We start from the raw sequence: 25,441 nt of genomic DNA on the forward strand, positions 1-25,441 counted from the left end.
CTGTTCCTGTCTCACGGCCGCGGCCGCCGTCAGTAGCGGCCGGCATGGACGAGCGGTCCGTAGTACCGCTTCGGGAAGGGGTGGTTGGGGTCGCCGTCGAAGCCGTAGTCGGGGTGCCGGCGGGTCTGCCGGGCGGCGTCGTCCACGATCGTGCGCAGGTTGCGGGCCGGGGTGGAGTGCCCGCACGGGCCGTGCGCGATACACAGGGCGGCGGTCCCGGCGACCACGGGTGTGGAGAAGCTGGTGCCGTCCACGGCGGTGTAGGGCGCGGCCGGGTCGGAGCTGGTGGTCGCCACGCACACGCCGGGCGCGGCCACCGTGTGCTCGCGGTCCCGGGGCACCCGGACGAAGTTGCTGAACTCCAGGGCCGCCTGATCGTCCTCGTCGCCGAACAGCCCGAAGTCGAGGCCCTGGCAGTCGGGCCTTCCCCCGGCCCCGGGCTTGCCGTCGAAGTCCACCATCGCGGTCGCGGTGAGCACCTCCTGGTAGGCGGCGGGCCCGTGCCGCGCCAGATCGTGGCTCTCGTTGCCCGCCCCGGCCACGACGGTGATCCCGGCCCGGACCGCGTTGCACACCGCGAGGTGGAACGCGTCGCCGTTGAGGGTGCCGCACGCCTCGTCGTCCTGGTCGGGAACCGCGTCCAGGGAGGTGAAGCTCATGTTCGCGACGTGGATGTCGTTGGCGGGGTCGCCGTCGGTGCGGGTGGAGACGATCCAGTCCATGGCGCACATGCCCGCCTCGTCCGAGCCGAGCCCCGAGCTGTCGTCCGGGAAGATCTTGACCGCCCACAGCTCCGCCCCCGGCGCCACGCCCACGACCCCGATCCCGTTGTCCTTCGCGCCGATGACCCCGGCCGCCTCCGTCCCGTGCGGGTCGGGGGCGATCAGGCTGGTGCCGGGGACCTCCGGGCTGCCGCTGAGGCAGTCCGTACCGCCGAGCACGTTGAGGTCCGGGTGGGTGCCCTGGATGCCACTGTCGAGGACGGCGACGCGGACGCCCTTCACCGTGCCCTTCCCGTCGCCGGAGCGGGCGGAGGAGCGGTCGGCCTCGATCCGGTCGGCCCACTCGGGCAGGCACTGCCCGGGCCCTCCCAGGGCCTCCCCGCAGTGCACGGGGGTGTGCTTGCGCGGCGGGTCGAGCCGGTAGCGGCGCTGCTTGCTGACGAACCGTACGGCGGAGTCCGCGCGCAGTCCGGTGGCCTCGGCCTCGGTCAGCCGCGCGGCGTAGCCCTTCAGCGCGTGCCGGAACACGGCGGTCGGCGGCGCCCCGTACCGCTGCCCGAGCCGCTTCGAGGCGGTGGCCGGGTCACCCGCGCCGTCCTTGAGGACGACGATGTACGGCTCTGCGCGCCCGTCCCGCTTCTCGGCGCTCACGGCGGCCGGGGCGGCCGGGGCGGCCGCGGCAAGGGCGAGCAGGGCCAGTACCGAAGGCCCCAGCAGCGCGAAACGCGCCCGATTCCTCATACCCGGTCCCGTCGGACGGCCGCTGTGTCAACGCGCCCATCCGACCCGAAGCCGCGGCCCGCGCCGCCGCGCGCACCGTGCGCCACCCGCGAGTTCACCCGGCCGGACCGGTGCGGGCCTCCGTTCGGCCGCGCTGCGGAGACAGCCGTGCCGTTTTTGACAAGACAGGCGCGCGGCGGCTTGTCACGCTCGGCGGACACCCTCGGCACTGCGGCAGCCCGTCACGGGGGTGCGGGCTGCCGCAGTGCGTCGACCAGCGCGCGGGGCTCGTCCGCGTGGAAGCGGATGACCCGTGCCTCGCCGCGGGCCCCGAGCGGGCGGCGGAAGGCGAGCGGGCGGGTCAGTTCCACGGTGACCGTGGTCTGGCTGCCGACGATCAGGTCGAGCACCCCGTCCTCGGAGAGGGTGACGAGCCGCCCCTCGGGATAGCGCCGGTCCACCCGGACCGAGGCCACCGCGTCCGGCGGGACGGTCAGGTCGAAGAGGGCTCCGTAGCGGACGCGCAGGGTCCCGTCGGGGCTCACGACGTGCGGCCGGGTGACGCAGGCGGCGTGCAGTCCGAGCATCAGCAGCACCCCGTACACGTCGAGGACGAGCACCACGCGGTGGACGGCAGGCCAGGGGATCAGGAAGGCCAGCGCCACGGTCTCGATCAGCGACACGAACACCAGCCCGTACATCATGGCCGTCTGCGGTCCGGTGTACGGGGCCGCGTGGTCCGCGGACCGCACCCCGTGCGGGGGCCTGCGCAGCGCCCACCGCAGCAGTGAGGCGGACGCGCGCAGTTCGTGCAGCACGAGGCGGCGTACGGGGACGGGGACCACGGCCCGTACGGCCTCGCGGCGGGCCGCGCCCGGGCCGGCGCCGCGGGCGCGGGCGGCGGCGTACAGCGAGTACAGGACGCGGGCCTCCAGGAGGAGGACCCCCAGCACCAGCGCTTCGGCGACGGCGAGGGCCCAGCCGGGCGGGCGCACCCCGGCCGCCACGCACACCACCAGCGCCAGCTCCATGGGGAGCACGGCGGCCACCCCGATCCGTGCCGCGCGTATCGCGCTCATTCCCGGCCCCTCTCCGTCTGCGTCGCCCACGTGTCCGTGAAGGCCTCCATCACCCGGCGGACGACCTCCGCCTGCGCCGGGGCGTACTCGGCGAGCAGGGCCTCCAGGAAGCCCGGCAGCTCCTGCGGCCCGCCGGCCGCCCCCTCCGTCACCGCCGTCGCCGGCGCCATCGCCGCGAACGCCTCGGCGGGCACCGCGGCCACCAGTTCCGCGGCGAGCGGCCCGATCCGGGGGTCGTCCTCGTCCGCGTCGGCCAGCTCGTCGAGCCGCTCGTACAGCGCGAGCACGGCCGGGTCGGCGGCGACCGTCCCGAGTGCGGCGTAGAGCTCCTCCCCCACGGCGCCCGAGGCGTCCAGCAAGCCCAGGTGCTCGCGGTCGAGCGCGGCGGAGGGCGAGGCCGTCGCGGGCGCCTTGGACAGCAGCTCCGCGAGCGCGGGCGAGACCGGCTCGGCCTCCCCGGGCGGGGCGGCGAGCAGGACGGCCAGGCGCCGCCTGCGCTCGGCCAGTTCGGCCTGCTGGCGGGCGAGGTCGGCGTCGAGCTCGGCCAGTACCTCGGCGAGCTCGCGCCCCGCGTCGTCCGCGAGCACGTCGCGCACCTCGTCGAGGCTCAGCCCGAGCTCGGTCAGCCGGCGCACCCGGGCCAGCCGGACGGCGTCGCGCACGCTGTAGGTGCGATAGCCGTTGGGGCGCCGGTCCGGCTCGGGGAGCAGGCCGACGTGGTGGTAGTGCCGGATCGCCCGGGTGGTGAGCCCGACGAGCGCGGCGATCTCTCCGATCCGCATGAGCCCAGTAGAAGCCTTGCCGCTGCGTCAAGGTCAAGCGCTGACACGTTGCAGGTAGCATGGGCGGCACGACAGACGAGTCGGCCGGGCGGCCGCGTCGGGATCTCCGGATCCCGCCGAGGAACGTCCGGGCTCCACAGGGCAGGGTGGTGGCTAACGGCCACCCGGGGTGACCCGCGGGACAGTGCCACAGAAAACAGACCGCCTGGGGCTTCGGCCCCCGGTAAGGGTGAAACGGTGGTGTAAGAGACCACCAGCGCCTGAGGCGACTCAGGCGGCTAGGTAAACCCCACCCGGAGCAAGGTCAAGAGGGTCCGGCCGTTTTCGGACGGCAGGACCTGCGCGAACGTTCGAGGGCTGCTCGCCCGAGTTCGCGGGTAGACCGCACGAGACCGGCGGCAACGCCGGTCCTAGATGGATGGCCGTCTCCCCGGCGACCGCGAGGTCCCCGGGTGACAGAACCCGGCGTACAGGCCGGCTCGTCTGCCACACCTCTCCGACCCGCGGATACGCGGTACGGGGAGGTTTTTTCTTGCCTCGCGCACCGAACCGGCCAGACTGGTACGGTAACACCGTACGAGTCCGCGTGACAGGGAGGTTCAGTCCATGCCTATCTCCGCGAATGAAGCCCGCACACGCTTCTACCCGCTGATCCGGCAGGTCAACGAGGACCATGAACCGATAGAGGTCACCTCTCGAGAGCACGGCGACGTGGTCATCATGGCCGCCGAGGACTTCCGGTCCTGGCAGGAGACGGTGTACCTCCTGCGCTCACCCCGTAACGCGCAGATCCTCATGGAGTCCATCGCCGAGCTGGACGCCGGCCACGGGCAGGCGCGCGAGCTCATCGAGCCGATGGACAGCTCCGGGTCAGCCGCGTGAAGGTGATGTTCTCCAGCCGCGCTTGGAACGAGTACACGTTTTGGGCGACGGCCGATCCGAAGATCCTCAAGCGGATCAATCGGCTGGTCAAGGAGATCCAGCGCACACCGTTCGAAGGCGTCGGAAAGCCTGAACCGCTCAAGGAGAACCTTTCCGGCTGGTGGTCCAGACGGATCACCGATGAACACCGCCTCGTCTACCGCATCAACGACGAGGCCGTGGAAATCGCCCAGGCCCGCTACCACTACTGAGCGACAGCGGTTCCCGCCGCACGGCGGCCCCCGCCCAGCGGGGGCCGTCCCGTCGGCTACCTCAGGTGGGACGTGTCGTTCAGGAGGCGGACCGAGGCGTTGCCGTCGGCGTAGTAGGCGACCGCCGACAGGGAGGCCGCCGAGAGTTCCATGCGGAACAGGGCCTCCGGCGGGGCGCCCAGGGCCAGGCGGACCAGGATCTTGACCGGGGTCACGTGCGAGACCAGCAGGACCGTGCGGCCCGCGTGCTCGGCGAGGAGCCGGTCCCGGGTCGCCGAGATGCGGCGGGTGGCCGTGGCGAAGCTTTCGCCGCCGCCCGTGGGGGCGGCCTCCGGGGAGTCCAGCCACGCCTGGAGGTCTTCGGGGTGGCGCTCGCGCGCTTCCGCGAAGGTCAGCCCCTCCCACGCGCCGAAGTCGACCTCGCGCAGGCCCTCTTCGACGGCGACCGTGAGCCCGAGCCGGTCGGCGACGGCCTGCGCGGTCTCCCGGCAGCGGCGCAGCGGGGAGCTGATCACCGTCTCGATGGTGCCGCGCGCCGCGAGCGACTCCGCGACGGCGGCGGCCTGGCGGCGGCCCGCCGCGGAAAGCTCCGGGTCGCTGCCACCGCTGCCGGAGAACCGCTTCTGCGGGGTCAGCGCGGTCTCTCCGTGGCGCAGCAGCACGAAGGTGGCGGGCGGCCCCATGTCGGGCCCCCAGCCCTGCCCGGCGGGGGCGGTCGTGGGCGCGGCGCTGGTGGACGTGACGCCCGGCGCATCGGCGGTGGCGGGGGTGGCCGAGACTGCCGCGTCGGCCAGCGCCGACGGGCCGACCGGGACCACCTGGTCTGCCGGACCCGCCGAGTCGGCGAGGTCCGCCGGGCCCGTCGGGGCGGCCAGGTCCGTCAGGTCCGTCGGGTCCCCGAACAGGGTGTCGGCGGCGGCCGGTGCGGAGCCAGCCCGGGCGGGCGCAGCCGTGCCCGCGCGGGTTCGCGTACCGCCGCCGGAGGCCAGGGCGGCGCGGACCGCCGCCGCCCCCTTCGCCGCGTCGCCCGGAGGGCCCTGCGGCGGCGGGGCCGCCAGGGTGCGGGCCGCGGAGGCGTCCAGGGCGGCCGAGGAGTTCGCGGGCTCCCAGCGCTCGCCCCGCTTGCCCGCGTCCATCGCCTCGTTCGCGAGCCGGTCCGCGTGCTTGTTCTTCTCGCGCGGGATCCACTCGTACGTCACCTGCGCGCGCGGCATGACCTTCGCCGCCTCCGCCGCGAGCGGCTTCATGTCCGGGTGCTTGATCTTCCAGCGGCCCGACATCTGCTCGACGACGAGCTTGGAGTCCATGCGTACGAGGACCACCGCGTCCGGGTCCAGCTCGCGGGCGGCCTTCAGCCCGGCGATGAGGCCCTTGTACTCGGCCACGTTGTTCGTCGCGACGCCGATGTACTCCGCGCGCTCGGCCAGCGTCTCGCCCGTCACCGGGTCGAGGACGACGGAGCCGTACCCGGCGGGCCCCGGGTTGCCCCGGGAGCCGCCGTCGGCTTCCACAACGAACTTCGGCATCAGATGCCCGAGTCGGCCATGCGGACCAGGATGCGGCCGCAGCTCTCGTGCCGGACGACCTGGTCGCGGGCGGCGGCCTTGATCTCGTTGACCTCGGCGAGGTCGAGCTCCAGGCGGCAGCCCTCGCAGCGGCGCTGCGACAGGCGGGCGGCGCCGACGCCGCCCTGCTTCACGCGGATCTTTTCGTACAGGGCGATCAGCGCGGCCGGCATGGCCGTGACGATGACCTCGCGGTCCTTGGCGATGCCCGCGATCTCGGCGTCGATCTCGCCGGTGGCGGCGTCGCGGCGCGCGGTGGCGTCGACGAGCTTGGTCTCCAGGGAGGCGACCCGGTCGGTGAGCTCGGTGACGCGCTCCTGCGCACCCTCCAGACGCTCCATGACCTCCAGGACCACGTCCTCCAGGTCGCCCTGGCGCTTCGCGAGGGAGACGACCTCGCTCTGCAGGTTGGCCAGGTCGCGGGCGGAGATGCCGACGCCGGTGTCCAGGCGGGCCTGGTCGCGGGCGGCGCGCTGGCGCACCTGGTCCACGTCCTGCTCGGCCTTGGTCTGCTCGCGGGCGGCGTCGGTGGCCTGCGTCTGGGCGGCGACGAGGAAGTCGCGCTGCTGGGCCAGGTCGCTGGTCAGCGAGTCGACCTCGGCGTGCTCGGGCAGCATCTTGCGCTTGTGGGTCAGCTGAGACAGCCGGACGTCCAGGGCCTGGACGTCGAGAAGTCGGATCTGGTCGGCGGGCTCGGCGTTCAGTTGGGGGCTCCAGGGAGAGAAGGGGAGTTCGAAGGGGATGTCACGGACGGAGCGTGAGCCGTCCACGGGTCTGTGGCCGTGCGCGAGACGTGGGTCCGCAGACCCCAGCCGTTGCGCTCGGAGATGGCGTCGAGCTGGGCCGCGGCCTGCTCGCACCAAGGCCATTCGGTGGCCCAGTGGGCGGCGTCGACGAGGGCGAGCGGGCTCTGCTCGCGGGCCTCGGACACCGGGTGGTGGCGCAGGTCCGCGGTGACGTACGCGTCGACACTGGCAGCCCTGACCTGCGCGAAGAGGCTGTCGCCGGAGCCGCCGCTGACGGCGACCGTACGGATCATCGCGTCGGGGTCACCGGCCACCCGGATGCCCTGCGCGGTCGGCTGGAGCCAGGCGGCGACGCGCGCGGTGAACTCGCGCAGGGTCTCGGGCCGGTCCAGCTCGCAGAGCCGGCCCAGGCCCCGGCGGCCCTTGGGGTCGCTCGGGTCGGGCACCAGCGGGCCGGTGACGCGCAGGTCGAGGGCGCCGGCGAGGGCGTCGGAGACGCCCGGGTCGGCGGTGTCGGCGTTGGTGTGGGCGACGTGCAGCGCGATGTCGTTCTTGATCAGCGTGTGCACGACGCGGCCCTTGAAGGTGCCGGCCTCGACGGTGGTGGTGCCCCGCAGGTAGAGGGGGTGGTGGGTGACGAGCAGGTCGGCACCCAGCTTCACCGCTTCGTCGACGATCTCCTGGACGGGGTCGACGGCGAACAGGACCCGGGAGACCTCGGCGTCGGGGTCGCCGCAGACGGTGCCGACGGCGTCCCACTCCTCGGCCCGCGAAGGGGGCCACAGAGCGTCCAGCGCGGCGATGACTTCAGAGAGACGGGGCACAGGCCAAGGCTACCGTCCGTGGCGACCGGCCCCGGTCTTCCCGTCCCATCCGCGGGCCGATGCGGATACTGTCTGCGGCGGCAGGGGAAACGGGGGGATCCATGCGTGCCGGAGAAGTGCTCGACGCCCGATATGAGCTGGTCCGGCGGCTGGACATGGGCGGCATGGGCGAGGTCTGGGAGGGCATCGACCGGCGCATCCGCCGCAAGGTCGCGATCAAGCTGATCCGTGAGGAGGCCGATCCGGCGCTGGTCCCGGAGCTGGTGTCCCGGCTCGGCCGGGAGGCGACGGCGGCGGGACGGCTCGCGCACCCGCACATCGTCGCCGTGTACGACTACAACAGCGTGGAGCAGGACGACGTACCGCTCGTCTACATCGTCATGGAGCTCGTACGGGGCCGCTCGCTCGCGGAGGAACTCGCGCAGCGGCTGCCCCCGCTCCCGCAGGCGCTGGCCTGGGCCGAGCAGATCGCGCTGGCCCTGGAGTCGGCGCACGGACCGGAGGCGGGAGTGGTCCACCGGGACCTCAAGCCCGGGAACGTGATGGTCACCTACGGCGGGCTGGTCAAGCTCCTCGACTTCGGGATCGCCCGCTTCCTGGAGGACAACGACACCCACCACACGAAGCTCACCGGTGCCCGGATGGTCGGCACCCCGGCCTACATGGCGCCCGAGCAGTGCGAAGGCCGGCCGGTGGACGGGCGGACCGACCTGTACGCCCTGGGCTGCCTGCTCTACACGATGCTCACCGGGCGTCCGCCCTTCACCCTGGAGCGGGGCCTGCTCCAGGTCATGTACCAGCAGGTACACGAGCTTCCGCCGCCGCCGAGCGCGTACGGGCCGGTGCCCGCGCCCGTGGACCGGCTGGTCATGGAACTGCTGGCGAAGGATCCGGCGGACCGGCCGGCGGACGCCGCCCAGGTGGTGGACCGGCTGCGCACGCTGAGCCGGACGCTCGCGGCGGCGTCGGCCCCGGCCACGGAGGCCCCGGAGCCCGCGGCCGCCGCTGCGGGGGCGTACGTACCGACCGAACCGGACCTGCCGCCCGCGCCGCCGTTACGAGAAGCCCGGGAGGCCGACGCCAACGAGGACGAGGTACTGGAGGGCGAGTACGCCGATCCCGACCCGGGCGAGGCCTTCGGCGCCCGGATCCGCGCCGCGCTGGTGGAGCGCGGCCGGGCGGCGCGCGCGGAGGACGACCCCGGGATCGCGCGGCTGGCGCTCGGCGAGCTGCTCGCCGACACCGTCCGGCTGTTGGGCGCCGAGGACCCGCTGACCGTGGAGTTCGGCTTCGACCTGGCCTGCACCTGCGCCCGCGACGGCCTCTTCGGGGAGGCCTCCGCGCTGCTCGGCGAGATCGTGCCGCGAATGGAGGCCCTGCACGGGCCCGGGGACCGGCGCACCCTCTACGCCCGCTGCCTGCTGCCCCGGTACCTGGCGAACGCGGGGGCCCTGCGCGAGGCCGCCGAGCTCTACGCGGAGATCGTGCGCGATCTGCGGCGGGTGCTCGGCGAGACCGACAGCCTCACCCTGCACACCCGCTACCAGTACGTCGCCCAGCTGGCCAAGGCCGGTGACGACATCGGCGCGGTCCAGCTGTGGCTCTCCCTGATCCCGCGGCTGGACTCCGAGCAGCGCACGGTGGGGTCGCTCGGCGCGGACGCGCGACGCGAGCTGTGCGACGCGGTCCTGCGGCTGCGGGGCAACCCGGAGGCGGCCGTCCGGCTGCGCGTGCTCGTGTCCCATCTGGTGGGGCTGCTGGAGGACGGCCGGGAGGAGGCCTACGCGGCCCGGATCGTGATGGCCGGCTGGGTCGCCGAGGCGGGGACCGCGCAGGAGACGCTGCCCACCTGGCGGGTGCTGATCAGCGACTGCACCGCGGCGCTCGGCGAGGAGCATCCGCTGACGCTGCTGGCGCGGTTCCGGCTGGCCGAGCACACCGAGGGCGCGGGCCGGCCGGCGGAGGCGCGCGCCCTGCTCGTGGCACTGATGCCGGCGCTGTACGCGCACCAGGGCCCGGCCGGGGAGCTGGTGCTACGGGCCCGCTACCTGCTGGCGCTGACCGCGCGGGCGGCCGATCCGGCGGCGGACCTCGCGCAGTGGGAGGAGCTGGCACCGGACCTGGAGGCGCTGCTCGGGAGCGGGGACCGGCTGACGGTGGACGCCTGGTTCCGGCTCGCGCTGGCCCTGTCCGCGCGGGACCGGCAGGCGGAGGCGCTGCCGCTGCTGAACGCCGTACTGCCGCGGCGGAGCGACCTGTTCGGGGCGGACGAGCCGGTCACCCTGCGGGGGCGGTACGCGCAGGCCGCCGGGGTGGCCGCGCTGCACGGGGAGGCGGTGGCCCGGCCGATGTGGCGGGAGCTGCTCGCGGAGGTGACGCGGGCGATGGGCGGCCGGCACTACCTGACCCGCGCGGTCCGGGAGCGGCTGGGGCTCGCTCCCGAGCCGGAGGGGGCGGGGTCGGCGGACCTCCCCGGGCCCTGCCCGGTCTGGACCGTGCGGGCCACGTGACGGCCGGCCGCCGACGTGACGGCCGGACACCTGACGGCCGGCCACCTGACCGGGACCGGGACCCTGCGGGCTACTTGACCAGGAAGCCGCGCAGGTCGTCCAGGACCTTGTCGGCGGCGGTCACGCCGAGGCCCAGGTACCAGGTCTCGTCCGGGACGTCCTTGGCCCGCCCCTGCTTCACGGCCTCCAGGCCCTTCCACAGCGGGTTGTCCTCGGCGGAGTCGCGCTTGGTCTTGTCCTTGGCCCCGTAGACGCCGGTGAAGATCCAGTCGGCGGCGGCCTCGTCCATGCGCTCCGGGCTGATCTCCACCGCGAGGTCCTACCTGCTGGTTCTGCGGGCGCGGGATGCCGGAGTCCTTCAGGATCGTGCCGATGAAGGAGGCGCCGGCGTACAGCCGGGTCTTGCCGGGCATGTAGCGCAGCATCGTGACGGTCGGCTTCTTCTCCCCGAGGTCCGCGCCGAGCTTCTACGCCTTGGCCCGGTAGGCGTCGAGCTTGGCCTTCGCCTCGGCGGTCTTGTCGAGGGCGGCCGCGTTCAGGAGGTAGTTCTCCTTCCACGGGAAGCCGGGGCGGATGGAGAAGACGGTCGGGGCGATCTTCGAGAGCGCGTCGTACTTGTCCGCGGAGCGGAGCCGGCTGCCGAGGATCAGGTCGGGCTTGAGTGCGTTGATCGCTTCGAGGTTGAGTTTGTTGATGGTGCCGACGGACTTGGGCTCGCCGGCGTCCTTCTTCAGGTAGCCGGGGATGCCCTCGTCGCCCTCGGTGGGCGCGTAGCCGACCGGCCGCAGGCCCAGCGAGACCACGTTGTCGAGCTCGCCGACGTCGAGGACGACGACCCGCTTGGGCGCGGCCTTGAGCTCCGTGGAGCCCATGGCGTGGGTGACCGTGCGCGGGAACTGCCCGGCCGGCGCGGTGGTCCCGAAGGCCGCCGTCTTCTTCGCCGCGTCGGAGAAGTCCTTGCCGCCCTGGGCCGCGGCCTTCTTCTCGGTGCCTCCGGCCGGGGCCTCCTTGCCCGACTTAGCGGCCCCGCCGTCCTGGCCTCCGCAGGCGGTGAGGACGAGTGCGGCGGCAGCGGCCAGGGCGACGGCGGCGACGGAGCCACCTCGGGGCGTGCGGCGTCGGAGGGACATGGATCGTCTCCTGAGAACGGGAAGCGTGCAAAGACCGGAAAGGTGGGTTAGGTGTACCTAACCAGGACTCTCACCCTAAACAACCCGATATCGCACAGCACAATCGCCTCCCCTTCCACAGCCGAATCACCGCCCCGCCACCCGTATGTGTGAAGCGGGGATTGTCGCGTTGTCCGGAGGGAAGCTCGATCACTACCTTCCTCGGCGGAGGTAACCGCGATGACTGTCTGTTCCATCGAGAAGACCAGCGCGACCCCGTTCACCATCGCCGCCGACGGGTCCTACGCCGCCCGGCTGGCCGGGGAGGGCGAGGCCCGCTACCCGGAGCGCTGGACACTGACCGGCCCCGAGCCGTACGCGGTGCCCCTGCCCCTCGCCCAGCCCGAGGAGGCCGACAGCGAGGTGCTGCCACTGACCGACGGGCGGGTGCTGATCCGCCGGCGGGTGGCGGAGCGGCACGCCTTCGCGCTGCTGTACCCGACGGGCGGGGGAACCACCGGGAACGGGGCCGCCGGACCCCGGACCGGGGAGCTGCAGCTCGGCGCGATCACGCCCGGGCCCCAGGAGGAGGATCCGGGGACGGGCGAGGGCGTACGGATCACCCTGCTCCCCCCGTCCCCCGACGGGCACGGGGCCTTCGCCCTGGCCGTGGGGGCCACCTCGACCACGGTCTGGCAGGTGGCCGGGGTCCCCTTCGGGCCGGAGCGGGTCGCCCGGATCCCGGGGCGCTGCTCGGGTGGGGTGTGGCTGGACCGTACGGGCCGGCTGCTGGCGCTGGACCGCGAACTGGACGGCCCGGCCGGGCCGGTGACCAAGGCGGTGGCCGTGGACCTGCGGCGGGGCGGGGAGGTCTCGCCGCTGCTCCAGATCACGGAGGACAGCAACGACCGGCTGCTGCTGGCCGACGCCGACAGCGGGCTGCTGCTGATCCGCTCGGACGCGCCGGGTGAACCCCGGCTCGGCTGGGGGGTCCTGGGCAGTGCCCGGCCGGTGCGCTTCCCCGACTGCCTGCGGGCTGTCGGGGCCACGGCGACGCCGTTCGCGGTGCAGCCCGGGCAGGTGCTGATGCCGGAGAGCTGCGGGGTGGCCCTGCGGGTGGACGAGGCCGGCGACGGCTACGGCGGCTCGGTGGCCGGGCTGGCCCTGTGGCGCCCCGCCGACCGGCACGTGTTCCGGCTCGGCGCTCCGGCCGGCTGGCTCGGCGGCACGGGCCGCTGGACCACGGAGGGCCGCCTGCACCTCCCGTACTCCACCCCGGAAGTCCCCTGCGGCCTCCTCGGGGTGAACATCCCGGTCTCCCCGCCGCCGCCGATCCGCCTGGACCCGATCCCGCTTCCACCGGCCCCGGCTCGCCCGGTCCCCCTCCAGCAGGCCCCGCTGGGGTGAGGCCGGCCGCCGGGGTCGGGCTATCCGTCCTCGTCGCTCCGCTGGAGGTATCCGGTATCGGCGCAGCCCTCGTCGGCGTCGGGGGCCGGGCACATCGCGGGGTCGGCGTCGTCGCCGTACAGGTAGACGTCCACGCTGCACCGGCGGCCGTCGAACTTCAGGGACAGCATGGTGCCGCGCGTGGCGGTCTCCTCCACGGTGAAGGAGGTGCCGCCGGGTTCGATGGGGGCCCAGAACGCCCAGGTGCCGGAGGTCAGGTCCTCGGGGTTCCCGCACTTCGAGGTGACGGGGTACTTGTCGAGGGACTCGCTGCTGAAGGTGTGGTCCGCACGGAAGGTCAGGGACGCGGTCCCGCCGTCGGTCCACCGCCCCTCCAGCCGGTCCGCGGTGATGTCGGCGGCGTAGATCCCCGCGGCGAGGTCGCACGACGCCGTCAGCGCCATCGCCGCGGCCGCCAGAGCGACCGGCTGCCATATCCGTCGGTTCACGCGCACACCCCTCCAACTGCCCGGACAGCATCACGGGTTCGAGCCCTTACGACTCACCCCCCACACTAATTGAACACATTCAAATTTCCTAGCCGTCCCCCGGAACGACGCCGGGCCCGGGGTGTGGAACCCCGGGCCCGGCGCTTGTGTACCTGTGTACCTGTGTATCCGTCAGCCGTCGTGCTTGAGGCCGAGGACTTCTGTCGCCGCGAAGGTTTCGTTCGGGGGGCGGGAGTCGTAGTGCGGGGTGAGGACCTCGTCGAGTTCCTCGTAGGAGAAGGACTCCTTGGTGGTGTCGAACTTCGCCGCCACCTTGGGGCGTTCCATGACGACGACTATGCCTCCGTGGACGACGAACAGCTGGCCGTTGGCCTTCGCCGAGGCCGGGGAGGCCAGGTACCCGACGAGCGGGGAGACGTGCTCGGGGGCGAGGGCGTCGAGCTTGCCCTCCTCCGGGACCTGGAAGCCCGCGAACACGTCCTCGGTCATACGGGTACGGGCGCGCGGGCAGATGGCGTTGGCCGTGACCCCGTACTTGCCGAGGGCCAGGGCGGTGGACGTGGTCAGGCCCACGATCCCGCCCTTGGCCGCCGCGTAGTTGGGCTGGCCGGCCGAGCCGCCGAGGAAGGCCTCGGAGGAGGTGTTGATGATGCGGCCGTAGACCGGTCCGCCCGCCGCCTTGGAGCGTTCGCGCCAGTGCACGGAGGCGAAGTGGGTCGTGTTGAAGTGGCCCTTGAGGTGGACCCGGATGACCGAGTCCCACTCCGGCTCCGACATCGAGAAGACCATCCGGTCGCGCAGGATGCCCGCGTTGTTGACCAGGATGTCGAGCTTGCCGAAGCTGTTCACCGCCAGCTCGACCAGCTCGCGCGCCTGCTCGAAGTCGGCCACGTCGCCCAGATGCGCCACCGCCTGTCCGCCCGCGGCACGGATCTCCGCCGCGACCTCCTCCGCCGGAGCGGCCGAGGCCTCGCCGGAGCCGTCGCGGCCGGGCTGCCCGAAGTCGTTGACGACCACGCTCGCGCCCAGCCGGGCGAGTTCGATCGCCTCGGACCGGCCGAGGCCGCGGCCCGCCCCGGTGACGATGGCGACGAGTCCCTCAAGTGGCAGTGACATCCGTACGGTTCCTCTCGAAACGGGTCAGAGTTCGATGCAGGTGCGCAGGGCCACGCCCGTACGCATCTGGTCGAGCGCGTCGTTGATCTCGGCGAGCTGCACGCGGTGGGTGATCAGGCCCGCCAGGTCCACCCGGCCGGCCCGCCACAGCGCGATGGTGCGCTCGTAGGAGCGGAGCACGTCGCCGCCGCCGTACATCGACGGCAGGATCTTCTTCTCGTCGAGGAAGAGGGAGAACATGTTGATCGAGTAGTTGTCGTCGAGCGCGCCGGCGCCGACCACGACGACGGAGCCGCCGCGGCGGGTCATGTCGTAGGCGGTCTTGGTGGTCGCGGACTTGCCGACGACCTCGAAGACGTAGTCGAAGCCCTCGCCCGCGGTGATCCGGTTCTTGGCGTCGGCGAACTCCTCCGGGGAGACCGCCTCGGTGGCGCCGAAGCGCAGCGCGGCCTCGCGCCGGGAGGCGACCGGGTCGACGGCGATGATCTGCGCCGCGCCCTGAACCTTGGCGCCCTGGATGACGGAGATGCCGACGCCGCCGCAGCCGATGACGGCGACCGAGGAACCGGCCTCCACCTTCGCGGTGTTGATGGCGGCTCCGAGGCCGGTGGTGACCCCGCAGCCGATCAGGGCGGCGATGTCGAAGGGCACGTCGTCGGGGATCGGTACGGCACAGCCGGCCGGGACCACCATCTCCTCGGCGAAGGTGCCGGTGCCCGCGAAGCCGAAGATGGGGCTGTCGCCGCGCTGGAAGTTGGGGGTGGCCACGTTGCCGAAGGCCTCCAGGCACAGGTGGCCCTGGCCGCGCTTGCAGGAGGGACAGTGCCCGCAGGGCGGGAGCCAGCAGACCAGGACCCGGTCACCGATCTTGTGGCTGGTGACACCGTCACCGACGTCGGTGATCACGCCGGAGCCCTCGTGGCCCGGGATGAAGGGGGCGGGCTGCGGGAGGACGCCGCTCATCGCGGAGAGGTCGGAGTGGCACAGGCCGGTGGCCTTGATGCGGATCTTGACCTTGCCGGGGCCGAAGCCCACGGCCTGCATGTCCTCGACGACTTCGAGTTTGTCCTGGCCTATCTCGCTCTGCAGTGCTGCGCGCACGGTGCGGCTCCTTCGGTCTGCCTGACGGTGTCTCTGGCGGTGTCTCTGACGGGTTAGGAGTGTTCGACGACGGTGTCGGCGAGGACCGGGGCGTCGTCCCGGTCGGCGGCGCTGACCGTGACGAGGACGCGGCCGGGCTCCTGCCACATCCGGATCCGCAGGGTCTCCCCGGGGAAGACGATCCCGGCGAAGCGGGTGCGGTAGGCGCGGACGCGGGACACGTCGCCGTCCAGGAGGGTGTCGACCACGGCCTTCAGGGTCATTCCGTACGAGCACAGGCCGTGCAGGATCGGCTGGTCGAAGCCGGCCAGCTTGGCGAACTCGGGGTCCGCGTGGAGCGGGTTCCAGTCCCCGGAGAGGCGGTAGAGCAGCGCCTGCTCCTCGCGGATCTTCCGCTCCTCCACCCGGTCGGGCGCCCGCTCGGGCTGCTCGGCCTTGACGGAGGGGCCGCGGTCGCCGCCGAAGCCGCCTTCACCGCGTACGAAGATCGACGCGTCGGAGGTCCACAGCGGCCCGTCGGCGTCCGCGACCTCGGTGCGCAGGACGATCACCGCCGCCTTGACCTTGTCGTAGACCGCGGCGACCGTGGCGGTGGAGGAGGCCTCCCCCTTGACCGGGATGGGCCGGTGCAGCTCGATGGACTGGCTGCCGTGCAGCACGTGGGCGAGGTTGACCTCGATGCCCGGGGCGGCGAGGCCGCCCATCATGGCCATCCCGGCGCCGGCGACGGTCGCGAAGCTGGGGAGCACGTGGAGCTTGGACTCCAGGGTGTAGCGCAGCTCGTCGGGGTCGGTGGCGGCCCCGGGATTGTTCGGGGAGGTCCCCGCGCCGAGTCCGAGGTGGTAGAGCTGGATGTCCTTGTGGTCCCAGGCGATGTTCCCCTTGCGGGGTTCGGCGGCGAGGGCCTTGGCGGCATCGATCGGCATGGGCGTGCTGCTCCCTGTGTTGGAAACACCGTCTTTGAGGCACCGGCTGTGGAAGCGCGGTGCCTTGGAAGACCTCGGCGCGGCCGTCCGCACCGTCGGCCGCACCGAGGTCGTATGCGGGACCCGGCACTCTAGAACGCGTTCTAGGTTGCCCGGTGAAGGAATGTATAACGCACGCCCCAGCACTTGGGAAGACTCCTGACGATCTGTCAGCCACACTTCCCGTGCGGCGCGTTGCGCCGGTACGGGACACTTCGCCCCTACCCTGGCCGGGTGGATGAGATGCCCGTTGCCCAGCGCCCTGCCCGATCCCTGCGGGTGCTCCTGGACCCGCCGAACCCGGCCCTGGCGGTCCTCCTCGGCCTCCAGCCGGACATCGAGGTCGTGACTTCGCCACTGGCCCGCCCGGCGGTGGCGCTGACGGAGTCGGTGGACCGCGTCCCCGCGCTCCTGGCGGAGGATCCGGAATGCCGGATCCTGGTGCTGACCGGCTCCGCGCACCCGGGCCTGCCCGAGGCCGCCCTGGCCGCCGGCGCGGCCGGCCTGGTCCTGCGGGACGGCCCGGTCGAGGACCTGGCGGACGGCATCCGCCGCGCCTCCCGGGGGGAGTCGGTGGTCGACCCGGCGCTGGAGACTCCGCGGGCGCCGCAGGCCCCGTAAGCCCGTAAGCCCGTAGGCGCTACCGGACATGCGCCCGCCCCGCGGATCCTCCGGGAGGATCCGCGGGGCGGGGGGGGCTTCGGCGGCGGCGCGAAGGGCGGTCCGGGTACGGCGGACGACTCGGCCGGAGCCGGACTACGGCGACTCAGCCGGAGGCGTTCGTCTCGGTCCAGTCGTCGACGGTCCGCGACGGGTCCAGGGCGACCGGCAGCCTCTCCAGCCCGCGGAAGGCCGGGAACGGCCCCTTGAGCCACTCCTCGTGGCCCGGCTCCGGCGTTGCCAGGACCATGTCGGGGAACCGGTCGAGCAGGGCCGTCAGCGCGGTCTCCAGCTCCATCCGGGCGAGCGGGGCACCGAGGCAGTAGTGGGGCCCGTGGCCGAATCCGAGGTGGGTGCCCTGCAGCCCCTTCCGCGTCACGTCCAGGGTGTCCGGCTCCTCGAACTTCTCCGGGTCGCGGTTCGCGGAGGAGATCGCGATCTGGACCAGGGAGCCCCGCGGGATCGCGACTCCCCCGATCTCCAGGTCCTCCAGGACGTAGCGGAACGTGGAGGTCTCCACGGAGCACTCGAACCGGACGAGCTCCTCGATCGCCTGCGGCAGCAGCTCGCGGTCCTCCCGTACGAGCGCCAGTTGCTCCGGGTGGGAGAGCAGCGAGAAGACCGCGTTGCCGATCTGATAGGTGGTGGTCTTGTGCCCGGCGAAGAGCAGGACCCACATCATCGAGACCAGTTCGTCGTCGGTCAGCGCCCCGTCCTCGTGCTCCGTCTGGATCAGCACGGTGAGGAAGTCGTCCGCGGGCTCGGCGCGCTTGCGGGCGACCAGGCCGAGGAAGTGGTTCCGCAGCCAGTCCTCCGCCGCGGCCAGGTCGTCGGCCATGTCCTTGCTGAACCGGGACCGCGTCACCTGCCCGAACCACTTCAGGACGTCGGTGCGCTCGTCCCCGACGATGCCGAGCAGCTCACAGATGACCATGACGGGGAGCGGCAGGGCGAAGGCGGCCATCAGGTCGACGGGTGTGTCCGTAGGGCACTTGGCCAGCAGTTCGTCGGCGAGCTCCTCGATGCGCGGGCGCAGGAGCTTGACGTGGCGCGGGGTGAAGGCCTCGTGGGCGATGTGCCGCAGCCGGGTGTGCCGAGGGGGGTCGGCGAAGATCAGGTTGTCGTCGAGGGCGTCGCAGGTGTCCCCGAAGACCGCGTGGTAGATGTCGATGCCCTCGTGCATGTCCTTGCCGATGCGCGGGTCCGACAGCGCGAGCCGGGCGTCCTCGTACCGGGTGATGAGATACGTGTCCACCCCGTGGCGCGTGGTCAGCTTGCCGACGGGGGCCTGCTCGCGCAGGGACCGGTAGACCGGGTAGGGGCACGTACGGTATTCCGGCGTGCCCATGGACACCGCCGCCAGGGCTTCGCCGACGGGGAGGCCGTCACTCACGGCCACTGCGGGTTCGGTCGTCACGGCTCAGACCTCTCGTGGGGCTCGGGACTCGACTGTCCAGCCACCTCACTCCCGCGGCCCGCGGCCCGCATAACCTCCGTTACCCCGTTCGGACCCGAAACTACGCCCGCCTGAGCGGATCGGCCGGGTCCCGGAGCCGTCCCGCGATCACTCGCGCGGCCCCGCCATAAGGTCCCCCCATGCCGGACATCGCAGACATCACCCCACTCCAGCCGGACGACGGCAGCCACGACAGGATCGACGTCCACCACCACTTCTGCGCCCCGGAGTGGCTGGAGTGGGCCGAGGGCCAGGGCCTGGCGAACCGCAAGGCCCTGCCGCCCTGGGCACGCTGGGACGCGGCGGCGGCCTTGGACCTGATGGACCGGGCTGGGATCGCCACCGCCGTCCTCAAGCCGATGCTGCCGGCGCGCTACGCGACGTCCGCGCAGCTACGCGAGGCCACGGCCGTCACCCTGCGGGCGGCGGCGGAGGTGACGCGGGCCCATCCGGGCCGCTTCGCGTTCCACGCCCCGCTCTTCCTCGACGACCCGGAGGTCGCACGCTGGGCGCTGCGGCTGGGGCTCGACGAGCTGGGGGCGGTGGGGGTGAACGTGACCGCGAACTACGGCGGCGTCTACCTGGGCGACCCCTCGTACGACCCCCTCTTCGCGGAACTCGACGAACGCTCCGCGGTGGTGGACACCCACCCCCACAACCTGCCGGGCGTCGGCGGGGGCGGGGGCGGCGGCGGGATGGCACCGGCGGGCGGGCCAGGACCGGATGCAGGGCCCGGCGCGGGCCACGGGTCGGGCGGTGGGCCGGGGGCGGGCCTCAGGACAGGGGCGGACGCGGGGCCCGGCGCGGGCCGGGGTCCGGGGGCGGGCGGTGGGCCGGGGGGCGTGGCCGTTCCGGGGATTCCGCACTTCCTGTGCGACTTCCTGCTGGACACCACGCGGGCCGCGCTGAACATGATCCACAAGGGCACCCTGGACCGGTTCCCGAACCTGTCGGTGATCCTGCCGCACGCGGGCGGCTTCCTCCCGCACATCGCCACCCGGGTGCAGGCCTTCGCGGGATCGCTCACCCCACCCGTCGACCCGGCGATGGTCCGCGACTACCTGCTCCGCTTCTACTACGACACGGCCGGGCCCATGTCCCCGGCGGGCACCCTGCTGGCGATGGCGTCCCCCGACCGGATCCTCTTCGGCAGCGACTGGCCTGCGTGTCCTTCGGACATGGTGACCGGCATCGCCCTGCCGGGGCTGGCGGACGACCCCGCGCTGACTCCGGCACACCGGCGGGGGATCAACCGGGACAACGCCGTGCGCTTGATGCCGAGCCTGGCTCCGCTGAGCCCTGCGCGCGTCTGAGCGACGCCCCCCTGGCCGCTGCGCGGGGCCGCGCCCGCCGCCGCACCCGGCTGCGGATGTGCCGCTGTGCGGGGCCGCGCCCTTCGCCGCACCCCGGCTGCGGATGTGCCGCTGCGCGGGGCCGCGCCCTTCGCCGGAGCCCGGCTGCGACCCTTGCCGCTGCGCGGGGCGGAGTTCCCCTACCCGCCCTTCCACCGTTCCCCGGGCGCTGCCCGGACCCGCGCCTCAAACGCCGGCGGGGCTGGGAGGCGCCCCGGGCTGCGCCCGGACCCCCTGGGGCTCCGCCCCAGACCCCGGTCCTCAAACGCCGGACGGCTGAAAGACCAAACCCCGGCCGGGGCTAGATGTCCCCGGCCCGGGACCGAATGCCCCCGGGCTGGGACTGAACTGTCCCCCGGCCGGGACCGAATGCCACCGAGCTGGGACTGAACTGCCCCCCCCCCCCCCCCCGGCCGGAGTCGGGGGCTGTGGGGCCAGGGCCGGGGACGGGGGCGGGGTGGGGTGTCGGCCGGGACGTAAAGCGTGATTTGTGGCGCACAAGAAAACCATGACTGTCGACTGTTGGGCACAGGGCGCCTAAATCATGCAGTCCAGGCCGACACCCCACCCCGCCCCCGGCACCGGCCCACCACCCGCAGCCAACCCGCCGCGCAGGCCACCCCCAGCCCCGCCGGCGCTTGAGGCGCAAGGGCCCGGGGACCGGGACCCGGCGGCTACCGCCGCAAGAGGGTGACCACCGCCGCACCCCCCAGCCCGATGTTGTGCGCCAGCCCAACCCTCGCCCCCGACACCTGCCGAGCCCCCGCCGCCCCCCGCAGCTGCCACACGAGTTCCGCCGCCTGCGCGAGCCCCGTCGCTCCCAGCGGGTGGCCCTTGGAGATGAGGCCGCCCGAGGGGTTGACCACCCACCGCCCGCCGTACGTCGTCGCGCCCGACTCCACCAGCGGCCCCGCGCCGCCGTCCTCGCACATGCCCAGCGCCTCGTACGTCAGCAGCTCGTTGATCGAGAAGCAGTCGTGCAGCTCGATGACGTCCACGTCCCCGATCCCGAGCCCGGACGCCTCGAACACCGCCCGCCCCGCCGCCGCCGTCATCGGCTTGCCGACCACGTCGATGCAGGAGCCCGACGCGAACGACGCCTCCGTGTCCGTCGTCATCGACTGCGCGACGATCTCCACCGCCCGCTCCCCCAGCCCGTGCCGCTCCACGAACCGCTCCGAGACGACCACCGCCGCCGCCGCGCCGTCCGACGTCGGCGAGCACTGCAGCTTCGTCAGCGGCTCGTGGATCGTCTTCGCCGCGAGGATCTCCTCGACCGTGTAGACGTCCTGGAACTGCGCGTTCGGGTTGTTCGCCGAGTGCCGGTGGTTCTTCGCCCCGACCGCCGCCAGCTGCGCGGCCGTGGTCCCGTACAGCTTCATGTGCTCGCGCGCCGCGTTCCCGAAGATCTGCGCCGTGGGAGGCGACATCTCGAAGCCGTGCCCGGCGGCCATGATCCCGTAGTGCCGGGCCACCGGCGAGGTCTTGAAGTCACCCCCGTCGGCCCCGCCCCCCAGCGCGCCGCGCTTCATCTTCTCGAAGCCCAGCGCCAGCACGCAGTCGTTGATGCCGCCCTCCACGAACTGCCGCGCCATCATCAGCGCCGTCGAGCCCGTCGCGCAGTTGTTGTTGACGTTGTAGACGGGGACCCCGCTCAGCCCCAGCTCGTACGCCGCCCGCTGACCGGCCGTGGAGGCCTGGAAGCAGTAGCCGACCGGCACCTGCTCGACCAGCCCGTAGTCGATGCTGGCGTCCGCGAGCGCCGCGTCGCCCGCCTCCTTCGCCATGTCCCAGTACTGCCAGTCCCTCGACTCCGGCTTCTCGAACTTCGTCATGCCGACGCCCACGATGTACGACTTCATGCGTGTCCCCACTGCCCTTCGGTTCAGTTCGGTTCGGTCAGTCCCTGGGAAGGCCGAGAATCCGCTCGGCGACGACGTTGAGCTGCACCTGCGTGGTGCCTCCGGCGATGGTCAGGCAGCGGGACATGAGCATGCCGTGCACCGCCCGCTTCCCCGCCCCCTCGCTCACCGCGCCCGCCGGGCCCAGCAGTTCGAGCGTGAGCTCGGCGGTCCGCTGCTGGTGCGGGGTCTGGACGAGCTTGCGTACCGACGCGCCCGCGCCCGGCTCCAGTCCGGAGACCTGCTGGAGCGTGGTGCGCAGCCCGATGCAGGCCAGGGCGTGCGCCTCGGCGGCCAGGGCCCCGATGCGGACCCGGTACCCGCCTTCGAGTTCGGCGGAGCGGGCGAGCAGCGCTTCCAGGCCGGTGTCGAAGGTCATCTGGTCGGCCATGTGGACGCGTTCGTTGCCGAGGGTGTTGCGGGCGACCTTCCAGCCGCCGTCCGCCGCGCCCACCAGGGCGTCCGCCGGCAGCGGCACGTCGTCGAAGTAGACCTCGTTGAAGAGGGCCTCGCCGGTGATCTCCTTGAGCGGCCGGATGTCGATCCCGGGGGTCTTCATGTCCACGATGAAGTAGCCGAGCCCCTTGTGCTTGGGGGCGTCCGGGTCGGTGCGGGCCAGCAGGATCCCGTAGTCGGCGCTGTGCGCGGAACTCGTCCACACCTTCTGCCCGTTCACCACCCAGGAGCCGTCCCCGGCCGCCGCCCGCTCCGCCTTCGTCCGCAGCGAGGCGAGGTCGGACCCCGCCCCCGGTTCGGAGAAGAGCTGGCACCAGGTGACGTCCCCGCGCAGCGTGGGCAGCAGGTAGCGCTCCTGCTGCTCGGGGGTCCCGTAGGCGAGGATCGAGGGCACGACCCAGGTGGCGATGCCGAGGTCGGCGACCTTGACCCCGGCGGCCGCCAGTTCCTGCTGCACGACGAGCTGTTCGACCGGGCCCGCGCCGAGTCCGTACGGGGCCGGGAGGTACGGGGCCGCGTACCCGGTGGGCGCCAGCACCCGCCGTGCGGTGGCCGGGTCGAGCCCGGCCGCGTCGGCGATGGCGCTACGGGCCTTCGCGCGGTGGGTCTCGGCCCGCGCGGGCAGCTCCAGGCGCAGCTCGCGCCGGGCGCCCGCGGCGGCGAGCCGTACGGCCCGGACCCGGTGGCCGTCGCCGGAGCCGAGGAGCTGGCGGGCGACGAGGGCCCGGCGGAGGTAGATGTGGGCGTCGTGCTCCCAGGTGAAGCCGATGCCGCCGAGCACCTGGACGCAGTCCTTGGCGCAGGAGTACGCGGCGTCCAGCGCGGTGCCGGCCGCCAGCGCGGCCACCAGGGAGCGCACCTCGGCCGGTTCCGCCGCGGCCTGCGCGGCGTCCCAGGCGAGCGCCCGGGCCTGCTCCACGCGCACCAGCATGTCGGCGCACAGGTGCTTGATGCCCTGGAACTGCCCGATGGGCCGCCCGAACTGCTCGCGCACCTTCGCGTACTCGGCGGCGGTGTGCAGCGCCCAGGCGGCGGTGCCGCAGGCGTCGGCGGCGAACAGCACGCAGGCGAGGTCCCGTACGAGGGCGGCGTCGAGTTCCAGCAGGGCCCCCGGCCCGGCGGTGACCCCGCGGGCGCGGACCTCGGCGGTGGGCCGGGTCGGGTCGGCGCTGTCCTGGGTACGGACGTCCAGGGCCGCGGCGTCGACGGCGAACCAGCGGGTCCCGTGCGCGGTCTCGGCGGCGAGCAGGACCAGGTCGGCCTCGCCCGCGCCCAGCACCGGCGGCGCGGTCCCGTCGAGGAGGTAACCGCCCTCCACGGCCACGGCGGTCAGGTCCCCCGGCCCGAGCGCCACGGCGCCGACCCGCCCGCCGAGGGGCTCGGCCCCGGCCCGGTCCAGGAGCACGGAGGCCAGCACGCTCGGCAGGTACGCCCCGGGCAGCGCCGCCCGGGCGGCCTCCTCCACCACGACGGCGAGGTCGAGCAGGGTGCCGCCCTCCAGGTGCGGTTCCAGCAGCCCGGAAGCGAGCAGCCCGTCCCAGTAGGCGGGCCGCGAGCCCGTCTGCGGCGGGGTGTCGAGGAGCTTGCGCACCTCCTCGGGCGGCACGGCCCGCGCGACCCAGCCGCGTACGGCCTCGGCCAACTCCCGCTGTTCCTTTGTGATTCCGATGCCCATGCGCGGCAGAGTAGAACACGTTGCATTCTGACGGAAGGTCAGAACTGAAACGTGTTCTCACTTTGCGAAGGGCGTGCGGGGGCGGCCGGGGAGCCGCCGGGGGCCGGGAGGCCGGGACCGGGAGGCCGGGACCGGGAGGCCGGGACCGGGAGGCCGGGACCGGGAGGCCGGGACCGGGAGGCCGGGACCGGGAGGCCGGGACCGGGAGGCCGGGACCGGGAGGCCGGGACCGGGAGGCCGGGACCGGGAGGCCGGGACCGGGAGGCCGGGGCCGGGAGGCCCGGAGGTCAGGGCATCAGGGCTAGGCCCGTCACGGCCGCGGCGCACATGGCGATGGCCGCGATCACCGTCCACACGGCGGCGCGGAGGAACGCCTCGTGTTCCGCGCGCTCCTTGCGCACCGCGGACATCGTGCCCATGTGGACCGTCATCGCCGGGCCCGGCAGCCGCACCAGCGCGTACGTCTCGCCCACGACGTACAGGGGGTTGGGGCCGACGTCGGCGGTGTGCCGGGCCGTCGAGCCGTCCGCCGCCGGATACTCGTAGGAGACGCGCAGGCCGTCGGCGTCGGCCAGCGGCTCCAGCGCGACCAGGACCGCCTGGACCTCGACACCGGTCTCGTCGAGTTCCCTCATCTCCTTGAACTCGTCCCGCCCGCCGATGATCGCCAAGAGGGTGAGGAGAAGGGCGCCGCCACCCGCCGCGACGGACCAGCCGAGCACCTGGGAAACCGTGTCCACAGCCGTGACCGTACGGCTTCGGGACACCTCCGGGAAACCCCCGGCCCCTACGCTCGCGGCCATGTCGTCCATACCCGCCCTCCTGGGTGACCGAGGTACCGAACTCCGTGCGGACAGCGGCGCGCTGGTCTTCCGCCGCCTCCACGAGGAGGTCCGCATCCCCCTCGCCGCCGTCGCCCGCGTGCACGCGAGGGGGCGGGCGGTGGCCGTGGAGTTGAGGGTCCCCGCCGGGACCAGGCCGGTCCCGTACCGGATCGGGGGCGTGGGCCGCGCCTCGGCCGCCGCCTTCGCTGCGGCGGTGAACGGCTCCGTTCCCCAACCCCCCGCCGGACGGGCACCTGCGGACGGATCGGCACTCGTGACGGTCACGCCCCGGGACGACGCGGTCACGCCCCGGGAGGGCACGGCCGCCGCCGGTGAGGAGGACGCGGAGCAGCTGCAGCCGGCCGAGTTCGTCGGCCGCTGCGCGATGGCCGCGGCCGGCCTCGGACTCGTCGCCCTCGCGGCGCGCGTGGTGATCGCCGGGGACCACGTGAGCCGCGCGCTCGCGGTACTGCTGCTCGGCGTCCCCGTCCTGCTGATCGGCAGGCTGGCGGTGACCACGGTGGCGATGGTGTGGAACGAGTGGTATCTGCCCCGCCACGGCATCACGACCGAGGCGCGGCCCCTCCTCATCCACGGCCAGGTCGCCTACGGCTACACCGCCACCGACGGCAGGATCCGCCCCGCCCCCACCTATGGCGCCGCGCACGGCACCACGTTCCAGGTCGCCTACCACCCCAAGTACCCCGCGCGCGCGGTCGTGTTCGGGAGCCCGGGCCAGGTCCTCCAGTTGACGGTCCTGCCGACGGTCTTCGTGACCGTCACCGCCCTCCTCTGCTGGGCCACCCTCGCCCTCGCCCAGCCCGCCGCCCGCTGAGGCGCCCCTCGGCGG

Annotated in this window: 21 protein-coding genes, 1 other RNA gene and 1 pseudogene; 8 read left to right on the forward strand and 15 right to left on the reverse strand. The window is 73.4% G+C overall.

Annotation, left to right across the window (positions count from 1 at the left end; all coding sequences use genetic code 11):
* Nucleotides 1-29: 29 nt before the first annotated feature.
* From OG435_RS14740 to OG435_RS14750, 3 genes are all read right to left on the reverse strand, one after another.
* On the reverse strand, nt 30-1,463 hold the full coding sequence (locus OG435_RS14740) for a S8 family serine peptidase (protein ID WP_266877287.1): 1,434 nt from the start codon (nt 1,461-1,463) through the stop codon (nt 30-32).
* A gap of 221 nt (nt 1,464-1,684) precedes the next feature.
* Nucleotides 1,685-2,521, reverse strand: a complete 837-nt coding sequence (locus OG435_RS14745) for a hypothetical protein (protein WP_266877288.1) — start codon at nt 2,519-2,521, stop codon at nt 1,685-1,687.
* Nucleotides 2,518-3,303, reverse strand: coding sequence for a MerR family transcriptional regulator (locus OG435_RS14750; protein ID WP_266877289.1), 786 nt, complete (start codon nt 3,301-3,303; stop codon nt 2,518-2,520). Before OG435_RS14750 ends, OG435_RS14745 begins: the two co-directional genes overlap by 4 nt.
* A 76-nt stretch (nt 3,304-3,379) precedes the next feature.
* Here OG435_RS14750 and rnpB point away from each other — a divergent pair.
* The 3 genes from rnpB to OG435_RS14765 all read left to right on the forward strand — a co-directional run bounded on the left by rnpB (nt 3,380) and on the right by OG435_RS14765 (nt 4,436).
* Nucleotides 3,380-3,789: RNase P RNA component class A (gene rnpB, locus OG435_RS14755), an RNA gene on the forward strand.
* Between the two features lie 120 nt (nt 3,790-3,909).
* The gene (locus OG435_RS14760; protein WP_266877290.1) at nt 3,910-4,185 is read left to right on the forward strand and encodes a type II toxin-antitoxin system Phd/YefM family antitoxin; all 276 of its coding nucleotides are present in this window, start codon (nt 3,910-3,912) and stop codon (nt 4,183-4,185) included.
* Nucleotides 4,182-4,436, forward strand: coding sequence for a Txe/YoeB family addiction module toxin (locus tag OG435_RS14765; RefSeq protein ID WP_266877291.1), 255 nt, complete (start codon nt 4,182-4,184; stop codon nt 4,434-4,436). Before OG435_RS14760 ends, OG435_RS14765 begins: the two co-directional genes overlap by 4 nt.
* A 56-nt stretch (nt 4,437-4,492) precedes the next feature.
* On the opposite strand, the gene OG435_RS14770 is transcribed toward OG435_RS14765, so the two are convergent.
* From OG435_RS14770 to OG435_RS14780, 3 genes are read right to left on the reverse strand one after another with little or no spacing between them, the layout of a single operon-like run.
* Entirely contained in the window at nt 4,493-5,962 is a 1,470-nt protein-coding gene (locus OG435_RS14770) for a bifunctional RNase H/acid phosphatase (protein WP_266877292.1), read from the reverse strand.
* Nucleotides 5,962-6,705: a zinc ribbon domain-containing protein gene (locus tag OG435_RS14775; protein ID WP_266881749.1), complete on the reverse strand. Its 744-nt coding sequence runs from the start codon at nt 6,703-6,705 to the stop codon at nt 5,962-5,964. The genes OG435_RS14770 and OG435_RS14775 overlap by 1 nt, the downstream gene beginning before the upstream one ends.
* Nucleotides 6,702-7,571: a Nif3-like dinuclear metal center hexameric protein gene (locus tag OG435_RS14780; RefSeq protein ID WP_266877293.1), complete on the reverse strand. Its 870-nt coding sequence runs from the start codon at nt 7,569-7,571 to the stop codon at nt 6,702-6,704. The genes OG435_RS14775 and OG435_RS14780 overlap by 4 nt, the downstream gene beginning before the upstream one ends.
* Nucleotides 7,572-7,672: 101 nt before the next feature.
* Between OG435_RS14780 and OG435_RS14785 the strand changes: the two genes are divergently transcribed.
* Nucleotides 7,673-10,081, forward strand: coding sequence for a serine/threonine-protein kinase (locus tag OG435_RS14785; protein ID WP_266877294.1), 2,409 nt, complete (start codon nt 7,673-7,675; stop codon nt 10,079-10,081).
* Between the two features lie 70 nt (nt 10,082-10,151).
* On the opposite strand, the pseudogene OG435_RS14790 reads toward OG435_RS14785, so the two are convergent.
* Nucleotides 10,152-11,211 (reverse strand): annotated as a pseudogene (locus tag OG435_RS14790) (ABC transporter substrate-binding protein).
* 219 nt (nt 11,212-11,430) lie between these two features.
* On the opposite strand from OG435_RS14790, the gene OG435_RS14795 reads away from it, so the two are divergent.
* Nucleotides 11,431-12,597 carry a hypothetical protein gene (locus OG435_RS14795; protein ID WP_266877295.1) on the forward strand — a complete coding sequence of 389 codons (1,167 nt, stop codon included), beginning with the start codon at nt 11,431-11,433 and terminating at the stop codon, nt 12,595-12,597.
* Between the two features lie 20 nt (nt 12,598-12,617).
* Here the strand turns inward: OG435_RS14795 and OG435_RS14800 are convergent, their stop codons facing one another.
* The 4 genes from OG435_RS14800 to OG435_RS14815 form a co-directional block, all read right to left on the reverse strand.
* On the reverse strand, nt 12,618-13,085 hold the full coding sequence (locus tag OG435_RS14800; protein WP_266877296.1) for a hypothetical protein: 468 nt from the start codon (nt 13,083-13,085) through the stop codon (nt 12,618-12,620).
* A gap of 171 nt (nt 13,086-13,256) precedes the next feature.
* Nucleotides 13,257-14,201 (reverse strand): 3-oxoacyl-ACP reductase, encoded by a 945-nt coding sequence (locus OG435_RS14805; protein ID WP_266877297.1) that lies wholly within the window; start codon nt 14,199-14,201, stop codon nt 13,257-13,259.
* Between the two features lie 24 nt (nt 14,202-14,225).
* Entirely contained in the window at nt 14,226-15,302 is a 1,077-nt protein-coding gene (locus OG435_RS14810) for a Zn-dependent alcohol dehydrogenase (RefSeq protein ID WP_266877298.1), read from the reverse strand.
* A gap of 53 nt (nt 15,303-15,355) precedes the next feature.
* Nucleotides 15,356-16,228 (reverse strand): MaoC/PaaZ C-terminal domain-containing protein, encoded by an 873-nt coding sequence (locus tag OG435_RS14815; protein WP_266877299.1) that lies wholly within the window; start codon nt 16,226-16,228, stop codon nt 15,356-15,358.
* 282 nt (nt 16,229-16,510) lie between these two features.
* Between OG435_RS14815 and OG435_RS14820 the strand changes: the two genes are divergently transcribed.
* Nucleotides 16,511-16,888: a DNA-binding response regulator gene (locus OG435_RS14820; RefSeq protein WP_266881751.1), complete on the forward strand. Its 378-nt coding sequence runs from the start codon at nt 16,511-16,513 to the stop codon at nt 16,886-16,888.
* 145 nt (nt 16,889-17,033) lie between these two features.
* Here the strand turns inward: OG435_RS14820 and OG435_RS14825 are convergent, their stop codons facing one another.
* Complete coding sequence (locus tag OG435_RS14825) at nt 17,034-18,344, reverse strand: cytochrome P450 family protein (RefSeq protein ID WP_430625632.1); 1,311 nt, start codon at nt 18,342-18,344, stop codon at nt 17,034-17,036.
* A 179-nt stretch (nt 18,345-18,523) separates the two neighbouring features.
* On the opposite strand from OG435_RS14825, the gene OG435_RS14830 reads away from it, so the two are divergent.
* A complete protein-coding gene (locus OG435_RS14830; RefSeq protein WP_266877300.1) occupies nt 18,524-19,696 on the forward strand; it encodes an amidohydrolase family protein in 1,173 nt (390 codons plus the stop codon).
* A 713-nt stretch (nt 19,697-20,409) separates the two neighbouring features.
* Here OG435_RS14830 and OG435_RS14835 read toward each other — a convergent pair.
* The 3 genes from OG435_RS14835 to OG435_RS14845 form a co-directional block, all read right to left on the reverse strand.
* Nucleotides 20,410-21,597, reverse strand: coding sequence for a lipid-transfer protein (locus OG435_RS14835; protein WP_266877301.1), 1,188 nt, complete (start codon nt 21,595-21,597; stop codon nt 20,410-20,412).
* Between the two features lie 37 nt (nt 21,598-21,634).
* The gene (locus OG435_RS14840) at nt 21,635-23,767 is read right to left on the reverse strand and encodes an acyl-CoA dehydrogenase (RefSeq protein WP_266877302.1); all 2,133 of its coding nucleotides are present in this window, start codon (nt 23,765-23,767) and stop codon (nt 21,635-21,637) included.
* 287 nt (nt 23,768-24,054) lie between these two features.
* Nucleotides 24,055-24,507, reverse strand: coding sequence for a hypothetical protein (locus OG435_RS14845; RefSeq protein WP_266877303.1), 453 nt, complete (start codon nt 24,505-24,507; stop codon nt 24,055-24,057).
* Between the two features lie 61 nt (nt 24,508-24,568).
* Between OG435_RS14845 and OG435_RS14850 the strand changes: the two genes are divergently transcribed.
* Entirely contained in the window at nt 24,569-25,426 is an 858-nt protein-coding gene (locus tag OG435_RS14850) for a hypothetical protein (protein ID WP_266877304.1), read from the forward strand.
* The last annotated feature ends 15 nt before the right edge of the window (nt 25,427-25,441 follow it).

The organism is Streptomyces sp. NBC_01264 (assembly GCF_026340675.1).
In the GTDB taxonomy this organism is placed as follows: Bacteria; Actinomycetota; Actinomycetes; order Streptomycetales; family Streptomycetaceae; genus Streptomyces.